We start from the raw sequence: 10,690 nt of genomic DNA, 5'->3' as shown, positions 1-10,690 counted from the left end.
GCCCAATGTCAGGAGACTAACTCGCCGCCGCCGGAACCCTCAGGCCCCGCCGCCGGTGTGCCGCTATATAGGCCGCACGCTCCGAAGCTGTCAACACGGCGTCACACGAAAAAATGCGGGGCTGTGGGCGGCCGGTGGAAAAGCCGTGCTGCGACGCAGCGGAAGGCCGTGACGCTCTAGGCGAAAACCCTAAGTAATTGAATCAATGGTCTTCCTCGCGACGCGAGGGTTGCGCCGGGACTTTCGGTCCAGGGTGCGGTCGCCGCCCTCGGTGATTTGCGCGAGGCGCCTGCGCGAAGGCCGTGCTTGATCATGACAGCGTCACACGACGGCAATGCGCGCATGTCTTCGCGGACGCGGCGCGGCGGTCGTCGCCAGGCCGGTCCGCCTGGAGGAGCCCAGCGCATGCCGAACGTCGCCGCCCCGGCCCTGTCCGACCCCCGCGAGCGGGAGCTCAAGTTCGACGTGGGGCGCGAGGACCTCGCCGTTCTGGCCGATCGGCTGGCGGACACGCCCGGCGCCGTGCGGCGCCCTCGGACGGCGAAGCTTCTGAGCACCTATTTCGACACGGCGGACCACGCGCTAGCGGCGGCGGGCGTCACGCTGCGGGTCCGGAGGGAAGGGCGGTGGCGCGTTCAGACGCTGAAGCAGGGGGAGGTGGGGGCCGGGGTATCGGATCGGCTCGAACGCGAGCGCCGCGTCTACGCCGACGTTCCCGCGCTCGATGCGGAGGAGGCGGCCCTCGTCGAAGCGGTCGTCGGGCGTGTGGTCACCGGAGACGACCTCGCGCCGGTCGTGGCGACGCTGGTCCGGCGGACGGTCTTCGACGTCACCCGCGACGACGCGGTGATCGAGGTCGCGCTCGACGACGCCGATGTGGATGCGGGCGGGCGGGCCGCGGCGTTCTCCGAACTCGAACTGGAGCTCAAGCGCGGCGAACCCGACGCGCTGTTCGTGCTCGCGCGCGACCTCGCCGCCCACGCGCCGTTGCGGCTCGGCACGCTGTCGAAGTCCGCGCGCGGCTTCCGCCTGGCCGCGGCGGAGTCCCTGGGCGCTGTGTCGGCGGGGCCGTCGCCGGTGAGGGCCGACATGGACGTCGCGACGGCCGCGGTCGCGGTGCTCGCCGAATGCGTCCGCCAGTTCCGCGGCAACGAGGACGCGCTGCTCGCCGGCGGCGACGACAAGGCGGTGCACCAGGCGCGGGTCGGGCTGCGGCGCCTGCGCTCGGCGCTGAAGATCTTCCGGCCGGCGCTGTCCGACGTGCGGCTTCCCGTGGTTGCGGCCGAGATCAAATGGCTCGCGCATGCGCTGGGCGCCGCGCGTGATCTCGACGTCTTCGCCGAAAGCGCGCTCGATGGCGCCGGACGGCATGTCGATGTCAGCCCGCTTGCGGCGAAGGTCGAGGCGGAGAGGACGCAGGCCTACGCCGTCGCGCTGGAGGCGTTGCGCTCGCCGCGGGCGCGCGCGGCCCTGTTCGATCTCGCGGAGTGGATGGCGGTGGGGGCCTGGCGGACGGCGCCCGAGACCGCGGCGATCCGCGCGACTGCGATCGAGGCCTTCGCCGCGGAGGTTCTGTCGGCGCGCTTTGCGAAGTTCGAGAAGAAGGCGAAGGGGTTGGTGCGGCTGAGCCCGGAGAAGCGCCACGGCGCCCGCATCGAGGCCAAGGCCCTGCGCTACGCCGCCGGCTTTTTCGCGCCGCTCTACCAGCGCACCGCCCGGACCGAGCGCCGGTTCGAGCGGTTCGACCGGCGGCTGAAGAAGCTGCTCGACACGCTCGGAGCGCTGAACGACATCGCGACCGCGGGACCCCTCGCTCTCCGCATCGGCCACGATGCGGTGAAGCGCGGGGAGGCCGCGCTCGGGCTCGCCGCAGGCATGATCGCCGGATCGACGGACGGTCGCGCGCACGCGCCTCTGGCCGAGGCCGACCAGCGTCTGCGGAAGCTGCGGGACGCCAAGATCTTCTGGAAGTAAGGGAGCGCGGCGATCCCGTCGCGCTCCGCGGCGCCGATCAGAGCAGCTTGTCGATCGTGATCGGCAGCTCCCGCACGCGCTTGCCGGTGGCGTGGAAGATGGCGTTCGCGACCGCGGCCGCCGTTCCCACGATCCCGATCTCGCCGAGGCCCTTCACGCCGAGCGGATTGCTGCCGTCCTCCTCGTCGACGAAAATGACATCGATGTCGGGAATGTCGGCGTGCGCCGGCACGTGATACTCGCCGAGACTTGCGTTCATCACGCGGCCGAGGGTCTTGTCCCACAGGGTCTCCTCGTGGAGCGCCATGCCGCAGCCCATCACCACGCCGCCGAGGATCTGGCTGCGCGCGGTGAGCGGGTTCAGGATCTTGCCCGCGGCGACCGCGCTCACCACGCGGGCGAGGCGCACGACGCCAAGGTCCTCGTCGACGCGCACTTCCACGAAGCAGGCGGCGTGGGTGTAGCCTGCGTAGGTCTTGGCGAAATCCTTGTCCGGCTCGTAGCCGCCGTCGGCGTCGAGCGCGTCGCGGCCCGCGCCCTTCAGGATCTCCGCAAACGACACCGCCTTCGATGGATCGGCGGCGAGCGCGATGCGCCCGTTGGCGAAGACGACGTGGTCCAGCGCCGCGTTGGCGAGGGGCGATCCGTCGATCCCGCGGGCGTGATTGAGCAGCTCGGCCTTCAGCGTCTCGCAGGCGTCCTTGACGGCTGAGCCGGCCGACGCCGCCGCCCAGGACCCGCCCTCGACCGGGGCCATCGGCAGGGCGGTGTCGCCGACCTTCGAGGTCACGTCCGCAATGTCGAGCCCGAGCGCGTCGGCGCCGATCTGCGCGAGGATCGTGTAGGTCCCGGTGCCGATGTCGGCGGTCGCGCAGGCGACCTCGAGCTTGCCGTCGGCGGTCAGCGTGGCGCGCGCCTTGTGCGGCATCGTCATCGCTTCCCAACAGCCGGTCGCCATGCCGTAGCCGATCAGCTCGCGGCCCTCCAGCATTGAGCGCGGCTCGGGCGAGCGCTTCGACCAGCCGAACCGCTCGGCGCCCAGCCGGTAGGCCTCGCGCAGCTCCTTGGACGAAAACGGCTTGTCGTCGTTCTTGTCGCGGTCTGAGTAGTTCATCAGCCGGAGCTCGACCGGGTCGACCTGCGCCGCGTAGGCCAGCTCGTCCATCGCGCACTCCAGCGCGAACACGCCGGTGGTGGCGCCGGGGGCTCGCATGTCGGACGGGGTCGGAGTGTCGATTTTCCCGAGTTCGTATTTCAGAGCGACGTTGTCGCAGTCGTAGAGGAAGCCCGACCAGTTCACGATCGGCTCCTGGTAGTCCTCGTAGTGCGAGGTCGCCTGAATCGCGTGGTGCTGGATCGACGTCAGCCGTCCGCCGGCGTCCGCGCCGAATGACACCGTCTGCAGGCAGTCCGGCCGCCAGCCCATGGTGAACATCTGCCCGCGCGTCAGCACCAGGCGGATCGAGCGTTCAAGTTTGAGGCTCGCCATCACGGCGAGGAAGACGTCGTAGTGCGGCCGCAGCGCCATGCCGAAGGCGCCGCCGACGAACGGCGAGACGAAGCGCACCTTTTCTGCGTCGAGCTCGAACACCGAGCAGATGTAGTTCTTCGGGTTCACGACGCCTTGCGTCTTGTTGTGCACCAGCAGACGGCCGTCGCCCTCCCAGACTACCGTCGTCGCCTGGAGCTCCATCGGATTGTGGTGTTCCGCCACCACACGGTAGTCGGCGGACACCTTGATCGGCGCGCCGGCGAAGGCGCCGGCGGCGTCGCCGCGCGGCTCGGGCGTGGGCGGAATGCCGTCGCGGGGCTCCGGAGGCTGGTAGTGGCTGGCCGCCGCCACATCGACGTTCGGCGTTTCGGCGTCGTAGGTCGCCTTGACCAAAGTCGCGGCGTGGCGCGCGTTCTCATGGGTGTCTGCCACCACCAGCGCGATCGCCTGACCGCTGTAGTGGATACGATCGTCGCGGAACGGACGGAACGGGCTTCCCGGCACCGCGACCATGTCGTTCTTGAACGGTTCGTCGTCCTCGGGAAAGGCGAGCTTGTTCTCATGGCTCAGCACCTCGATCACGCCGGGCGCCGCGAGGGCCGCGGAGACGTCGAGCGAGGTGATGCGTCCCTTGGCGATCGCGCTCGGCGCCGCGGCGGCGTAGGCGAGATCGGGGGCGGTGAACTCGGCCGCGTAACGGGCGAGGCCGGAGACCTTGAGGGGGCCATCGACGCGCGACTTCGCGCGGCCGACATAGGGATGGACGTTGGACATCAGTGGATCTCCCGTCAGTTCACGGACTTGTCGGACTGAACCTGCGGTTCGCCCGCCACGGCCTGCGCGAGAGCGCGGACAACGGCCCGCCGCGCGAGTTCGATCTTGAAGTCGTTGCCGCCGTAGCCTGTCGCGCCGGACAGGATCGCGTCGGCCGCCGCGCCGAAGCTGTCCGGCGTTGCCGGTTTCCCCTTCAGCAGCGCTTCCGAGTCGGTCACGCGCCAGGGCTTGTGCGCGACGCCGCCGAGGGCGATGCGGGCGTCGACGATCACGTCGCCGTCCATGTCCAGAGCGGCGGCGACCGACACCAGGGCGAAGGCGTAGGACAGCCGGTCGCGGAGCTTCAGATAGGTGTGGTTCCGCCCGAACCGCGGCGCGGGCAGCTCCACGGCGACGACCATCTCGCCATGGGCCAGGGTGTTGTCGTTCTGCGGGGCGTCGCCGGGCAGGCGATGAAACTCGGCGAAGGGCACGACGCGAGGACCGTTCGGGCCTTCGACATGGACGCTCGCTTCCAAGGCCGCGAGCGCGACGCACATGTCGGAGGGATGGGTCGCGATGCACGCCTCGCTCGTTCCGAGGATCGCGTTCACGCGGTTCACCCCGGTCTTCGCGGCGCAGCCGGAGCCGGGCTCGCGTTTGTTGCAGGGCGTCGCGACGTCGTAGAAGTAGTAGCAACGGGTCCGTTGGAGCAGGTTGCCGCCGGTGGTCGCCGCATTCCGCAATTGGGCGGATGCGCCGGCCAGGATGGCGCTGGCGAGCAGCGGATAGTCGCGCTGGATGCGCGCGTCGTAGGCGAGGTCGGAGTTCGGAACCAGCGCGCCGATCCGGAGGCCGCCGGCGTCCGTCGCCTCGATCTCCCGCAGCGGCAGGCGCGTGATGTCCACCAGCCTCTCGGGCTTCATCACGTCGTACTTCATCAGGTCGACGAGATTGGTGCCGCCGGCGATGAAGCGGGCCCCAGGGTCGGCGGCGACGGCCGCGATGGCGTCGGCCACGGTCTCGGCGCGGGTGTAGCTGAAGTTCATCATTCCGCGGCCTCCTTGAAGGCGCTTCGGCCCATCACGTCCTCGATCGCATCCACGATGTTCCCATAGGCTCCGCAGCGGCAGAGGTTGCCGCTCATCAGCTCCCGGATCTCCGCCGCGGTCTTCGCGTGGCCCTCGCTCATCATCCCGAGGGCCGAGCAGATCTGTCCGGGAGTGCAGTAGCCGCACTGAAAGGCGTCGTGGGCGATGAAGGCCTCCTGCAGCGGGTGCAGGGCGTCCGGTTGGCCGACGCCTTCGATCGTGGTGATCTCGGCGCCGTCGTTCATCACTGCGAGCTGAAGGCAGGCGTTCACACGGCGCCCGTTGACGAGCACCGTGCAGGCGCCGCACTGGCCTTGATCGCATCCCTTCTTGGCTCCCGTGAGGTCGAGCCTTTCCCTCAGGAGATCGAGAAGGGTCACGGTCGGCGGGACGTCCAGCCTGCGTTCGACGCCGTTGACGGTGAGCGCGATGGACACGGGGTTCGGTTCAGCGGCGGCGAGCCGGTCAAGTTCCATCGGATGCTCCTGGCAAAGCGGCGCGGCGGCGCCGGGATTTAGAACTGAAACAATTCGAAGCGCGAGGCGGTTCCCGGGCAAGCGAAATCGCTGGGGCGTCGGCGCGGCAAATGCTGTTTGCGGCTTACCGACGGTCGGCTATCGTGCGGCCACCGGCTTCGCGCGAAGCCTGGCGCCCTCGATGACATTCCTCAGGACCAATGCCCGACCGCGTTCCCGACCCAGCGGACGTCGCCGATCCCCAGCGGCTGGCCGCGCTGGCGAGCTACGCCATTCTCGACACGCCGCCCGAGAAGGGATTCGACGATCTCGTCGCCATCGCCGCCGAGGCGTTGGGCGCGCCGATGGCGCTCGTCAGCTTCGTGGGCGGCGACCGGCAGTGGTTCAAAGCCCGGATCGGCCTGGACGCCGAGGAGACGCCAATCGATCGGTCGGTCTGCGCGCACGCCCTGAGCGAGCGCGAGACGCTGGTCATCCCCGACCTCCTCGACGATCCGCGCACCCGCGCGAACCGGCTCGTCGTCGACGACCCCCATCTGCGGTTCTACGCCGGCGCGGTGCTGCGCAGCCCCGAGGGGCACGCGCTCGGAACGCTCTGCGTGCTCGACGTCAAGCCGAGGCCCGAGGGCGTGACGCCCGGGCAGGAAAGGATCCTGAAGGCGCTCGGACGCCAGGTCGAAGCCCAGCTCGCGCTGCGCCGCGCGATCGCGAGCGGGGACGAGGCCTTCCGGCGCTACCACCTCGTGGGCCATGTGACCCACGATGCGATCTGGGACTGGGATCTGCTCGCCGATCAGGTGATCTGGAACGAGGCCCTGACCTCCGCCTATGGCCATCGGCTGGAGGACGTCGAACCCACGGGCGCGTGGTGGATCGACCACGTCCACCCCGACGACCGGCCCCGCGTGAGCGCGGACATCCACGCCTTTCTGGACGCCGGCGGCGCGGAATGGCGCAGCGAGTACCGTTTTCGCCGCGCCGACGGCAGCTACGCGATGGTGCTCGACCGGGGTACGGCGGTGCGCGACACGCAGGGCGCGGCCATCCGGGCGATCGGCGCGATGCTCGACCTCACCGAGCGGGCCGAAGCGGAGGAGCAGTTCCGCTCCGTGTTCGAGGGCGCGAACGTCGGCATCGTGCAGCTCGACCCGGTGACCGCGCGCGCGCTTCGGGTGAATGACAAGCTCTGCGAGATCTGGGGCGCGAGCAAGGAGGAGATTCTCGGGCAGTCCGTGGCGCGCTGGACGCCCGACGAGGACGACGCCGAGCGCAGGGAGCTGCACGGGCGGCTGGCGCGCGGCGAGCTGATGACCGTGCTGCTCGAGAAGCGCTACCGTCGCGCCGACGGGCGGATCATCTGGGCGCGGGTGAATCTCGTCTCGCGCCGGCTCGCGGGCGGAAGCATCCAGACAACCGCGATGATCGAGGACGTGACCGCTGAGCGCGAGGATAAGGCCTGCAAGGCCGCGCTGGCCGAGCTCGGCGTCCGCATGCGCGACCAACGCGACGAGCGCGTGATCGCCGGCGTCGCCTGCGAGGTCGTCGGGCGCACGCTCGGTCTGTCACGGGTGAGCTTCGGCACGGTCGATCCCCGTGGGGCGGAGGTCGAAGTCAAGGCGGACTGGCGGGCGGGCGATCTCGCAAGCGGCGTCGGCGTGCATGCGCTCGATCGGTTCGGTGATCTCGCCGCAGCCCTCGACCATGACGACGCCTTCGCGATCGCGGACGTCGCCGCCGATCCCCGCACGGCGGACCACGCCGCGGACTACGCCGCGATCGGAATCCGCGCGATGCTGCACGTCCCGATCCGCGAGCGCGGCAGTCTCGCGTCGGTGTTCTTCCTCCACGCCGCCGACCCCCGGGACTGGACGACGGGCGCGGTGGCTTTCGTGCGGATGGCCGCCGACCAAGCCGCGGCCGCGGCCGCGCGCGCCTTGTCGGAAGAGCGGCAGAGGCTCCTGAACCAGGAGCTCAGCCACCGCATGAAGAACCTGCTGGCGCTCGTTCAGGCAATCGCCTCGCAGACCATGCGAGGCGCGAGCACGATCGAGGGCGCGAGCCGCGTTCTCGAGGGCCGGCTGGTGGCGCTCGGGCGCGCGCACGACGTTCTGCTCGGAGGGGCGGTGTCCGCCGCGCCTCTGGAAGCGGTGGTCGTCGAGGCTCTCAAGAGCCATCTCGATGGTCCGGAACGCCTGACGGTCGACGGGCCTGTGGTGCTAGTCGGTCAAAAGGCCGCTCTGCCGCTCGTGCTGATGATGCACGAACTCGGCACCAACGCGGCGAAGTACGGAGCGCTGTCCGCGCCCGAAGGCGTGGTCTCCGTGAAGTGGGCGCTCGCCGGCGCTCCGGGACGCCAGATCGTCCGCCTCGTGTGGGAGGAGAGCGGCGGACCCGAAGTCGGGACTCCGACTCGCAAGGGGTTCGGCGTTCGGCTTCTCGAACGCGGTCTGGCGAGCCAGCTCGACGGCGCCGTGCGGCTGGACTACCCGCCGACCGGCGTGGTGTGCACGCTCGACGTCGCGCTCGATCGGCTGCAGGATCAGAGCTGACCCCCGACCCGGGCGTCCGAGCGCCGGTGGCCCCGCGGACGCGATGTCGCCGCCACCACCCCAATGTTTCAACGCGGCAAACGAAAACGCCGCGCTCCTGGGGAGCGCGGCGCGGTCGTTTCAAAAGGGGCCGCCGTCAGGCGGCGCCGATCACTTCAGCTTGCTGAAGGCGGTGTCGAACGAGAGGCTGACCATGTACCGGTCGCCGCAAACCCAGCGGGCGCCGTTGTTGATCGCGCAGTCGTTCCGCGACAGGTCGCTGTCGGAGTAACGGAACTCGAGGGTCGCGGCCTTGTAGGTCGCGCCGATGCCAGCGTTCCAGGTCAGGTAGTTGACGAGGTTCACGTTGCCGTACTTGTTGTCGGTCTTGCCGATCCACTGCTTGCCGAGCTCGCCGGACACGTAGAACGACACATCCGGAATGGTCTCGAGCGGAAGATTGACCTTGGCGATCGCCGACAGGTAGGTGCCGTCAGCGCCCGTGTTCACGAAGTCGCTGGTCCAGTAGACGTTACCGGTGATCGAGCCGAAGTTGCCGAAAGCGTAGCTCGGCTTGGCGTAGATCTCCCAGTAGTCCAGCTGGAAGCGCTTCGGGCCTTCTTCGCCCGGGTAGTAGTAGTACAGGCCGCCGACGTCGAGGGTGAAGGCATCCCAAGTGTGACGCAGGCCGGCGTAGAAGTCGACCTCAGCGGCCGGGTCGGTGGCGAAACCGTTGACGCTCGACGACCAGATGCCGGCGTAGACCCAATCGAAGGCCTGCAGCTCGGCGTAGCCCTGAATGGCCGGGTCGCCCTTGCTCTGCGTCACGCCGCGGAACACGTAGTCCGTGGTGAACTTGACGCCGAACGCGACGTCGATCGGCGACGGAGCCGACTCGATCACAGCCGCCTCGGGATACCCAAGGTCAGCCGCCGACGCGACGGACATGGCGGACAGGCCGGCCGTGGCCGAAAGCAGCGTCGTAAAAGCAAACCCCGTGACAGTCTTCATAACTCTTCCCCAAAAGCGCAAGGAACCTCAGTTCGTTGCAGTCAAAATCGGGGAGGCCCGACGTTAAGTCGAGCCCCATTTTTGTGCTTTGACGCGACGGTCACCCGATAGATGCTTTTCCGCCACACCTATGGCGACGAAAAGACGTCGTCATGCAACCCGTTCGTCGAGCGGGTGGGTGCGCAGCCGATGAGGGTCGTAGAACGGCGTCCGCACGATGTGGGCCGGGAATTCGCCAAGCGACGACTTCACGGTGAGAGGCGTTCCAAGCGCCTTAAGTGCTGGCGCGACGTGGCAGAGCGCGATGGATTTCATCAGATGCTTACTGTAAGTGGTGCTGTTAACGATGCCCACTTCCGCGCCATCTTTGTAGATCTTTGCGCCGGGTTCGATCGCTTCATAGGCGTCGATCTCGAGTCCGACCTGCGCGACCCGCTCCTTGCCCTTTTTTGCGGCAAGTGCGGCTTTGCCGTGAAAGTCGGCTTTGCCGAGGTCGACGGTCCAGTCGGCGCCGACCTCCCAAGGGGTGGTATCTCCCTGCGGCATGTCGAACGGAAAGAACAGCAATCCGCCCTCGACTCGCACGATGTCGAGGCAGGACCACGACGCGGCGCACACGCCGTAGGGTTTGCCGGCCTCCATGATTGCGTCCCAGAGAATCGGGGCGTCGGCGGCGGAGCAGAACACTTCGTAGCCGCGTTCGGCCGAGTAGCCGCCGCGGGCGAGCGAGACGCGCTTGCCGAACAGTTCGGTCCTGGCGTGTTCGAAATACTTGAGCGTCGTGAGGTCGAACGGCGTGTGCGGGTCCAGGATCTCGAGCGCGAGCGGGCCCTGCAGCGAGAGGATGTGGACGTCGTCATCCTTCTCCCAGCTCGCGTCGGAGCCCACGAAGAACTCGTCGATGACCTCTTCCAGCGCGCCGCCGCCATGGCTCAGCCGATACGCGTCCGGACCGTCGCGGTAGACCAGCACGTCGTCGATCAGCGCCCCGTCCGCGTTGACGATGTTGGAGATCGCCGACTGGCCGGGCGCCAGCGCGTCGATGTTGGAGGTCAGCATGTGGTTCAGGACCTTCACCGCGTCCGGCCCCGACACGTTGATCATCCGCAGCCCGGAGACGTCGAACAGACCGGCCTTGGAGCGGACGATCGCGACCTCCTCGTAGGGGTCGGTCGCGTAGTTCTGGGGGATCGGCATGCCGTTCCAGTCGCTGTCGAGCGGCGAGCCCAGGTCGCGATGGCGGGAGAACAGCGCGTTCTTGCGCGGGAAGTCTTCAGCGGTTGTGGCCATGGCGGCGGTTCCTTCCGGTGGATGACGAGGCTCGAGCGGCCCCTGGGGCGACCGGGCGGGCCGCCCGGGTCGAGA

At 68.8% G+C, this 10,690-nt stretch carries 7 protein-coding genes; 2 read left to right on the top strand and 5 right to left on the bottom strand.

Features of this window, described 5'->3' with window-relative positions; all coding sequences use genetic code 11:
* The first annotated feature begins 405 nt into the window (after positions 1-405).
* On the top strand, positions 406-1,974 hold the full coding sequence (locus JOD31_RS05715; protein WP_204949288.1) for a CYTH and CHAD domain-containing protein: 1,569 nt from the start codon (positions 406-408) through the stop codon (positions 1,972-1,974).
* Positions 1,975-2,011: 37 nt separating this feature from the next.
* Here JOD31_RS05715 and JOD31_RS05710 read toward each other — a convergent pair whose 3' ends face one another.
* Genes JOD31_RS05710 through JOD31_RS05700 form a run of 3 tightly spaced genes read right to left on the bottom strand, consistent with a single transcriptional unit; the run spans position 2,012 to position 5,786 of the window.
* Positions 2,012-4,240 carry a xanthine dehydrogenase family protein molybdopterin-binding subunit gene (locus tag JOD31_RS05710; RefSeq protein WP_204949287.1) on the bottom strand — a complete coding sequence of 743 codons (2,229 nt, stop codon included), beginning with the start codon at positions 4,238-4,240 and terminating at the stop codon, positions 2,012-2,014.
* Between the two features lie 14 nt (positions 4,241-4,254).
* Positions 4,255-5,271, bottom strand: coding sequence for an FAD binding domain-containing protein (locus tag JOD31_RS05705; RefSeq protein ID WP_204949286.1), 1,017 nt, complete (start codon positions 5,269-5,271; stop codon positions 4,255-4,257).
* On the bottom strand, positions 5,268-5,786 hold the full coding sequence (locus tag JOD31_RS05700; protein WP_204949285.1) for a (2Fe-2S)-binding protein: 519 nt from the start codon (positions 5,784-5,786) through the stop codon (positions 5,268-5,270). The genes JOD31_RS05705 and JOD31_RS05700 overlap by 4 nt, the downstream gene beginning before the upstream one ends.
* 200 nt (positions 5,787-5,986) lie before the next feature.
* Here JOD31_RS05700 and JOD31_RS05695 point away from each other — a divergent pair, with 200 nt between their 5' ends.
* Positions 5,987-8,335, top strand: a complete 2,349-nt coding sequence (locus JOD31_RS05695) for a PAS domain S-box protein (RefSeq protein ID WP_204949284.1) — start codon at positions 5,987-5,989, stop codon at positions 8,333-8,335.
* A 150-nt stretch (positions 8,336-8,485) separates the two neighbouring features.
* Here the strand turns inward: JOD31_RS05695 and JOD31_RS05690 are convergent, their stop codons facing one another.
* On the bottom strand, positions 8,486-9,325 hold the full coding sequence (locus tag JOD31_RS05690; RefSeq protein WP_204949283.1) for a TorF family putative porin: 840 nt from the start codon (positions 9,323-9,325) through the stop codon (positions 8,486-8,488).
* A 150-nt stretch (positions 9,326-9,475) separates the two neighbouring features.
* On the bottom strand, positions 9,476-10,615 hold the full coding sequence (locus JOD31_RS05685; protein WP_204949282.1) for an aminomethyl transferase family protein: 1,140 nt from the start codon (positions 10,613-10,615) through the stop codon (positions 9,476-9,478).
* Positions 10,616-10,690: the final 75 nt, after the last annotated feature.

The organism is Methylopila capsulata, from assembly GCF_016907975.1.
Classification (GTDB): Bacteria; Pseudomonadota; Alphaproteobacteria; order Rhizobiales; family Methylopilaceae; genus Methylopila; species Methylopila capsulata.
The sequence above is the reverse complement of the archived record's forward strand: the minus strand, read 5'-3'. Positions and strand labels throughout refer to the sequence as shown.

Bases quoted from the DNA above. Each gene is read 5' to 3' on its own strand.
- JOD31_RS05715 (WP_204949288.1), top strand. From the start codon at position 406: ATGCCGAACGTCGCCGCCCCGGCCCTGTCCGACCCCCGCGAGCGGGAG.
- JOD31_RS05710 (WP_204949287.1), bottom strand. From the start codon at position 4,240: ATGTCCAACGTCCATCCCTATGTCGGCCGCGCGAAGTCGCGCGTCGAT.
- JOD31_RS05705 (WP_204949286.1), bottom strand. From the start codon at position 5,271: ATGATGAACTTCAGCTACACCCGCGCCGAGACCGTGGCCGACGCCATC.
- JOD31_RS05700 (WP_204949285.1), bottom strand. From the start codon at position 5,786: ATGGAACTTGACCGGCTCGCCGCCGCTGAACCGAACCCCGTGTCCATC.
- JOD31_RS05695 (WP_204949284.1), top strand. From the start codon at position 5,987: ATGCCCGACCGCGTTCCCGACCCAGCGGACGTCGCCGATCCCCAGCGG.
- JOD31_RS05690 (WP_204949283.1), bottom strand. From the start codon at position 9,325: ATGAAGACTGTCACGGGGTTTGCTTTTACGACGCTGCTTTCGGCCACG.
- JOD31_RS05685 (WP_204949282.1), bottom strand. From the start codon at position 10,615: ATGGCCACAACCGCTGAAGACTTCCCGCGCAAGAACGCGCTGTTCTCC.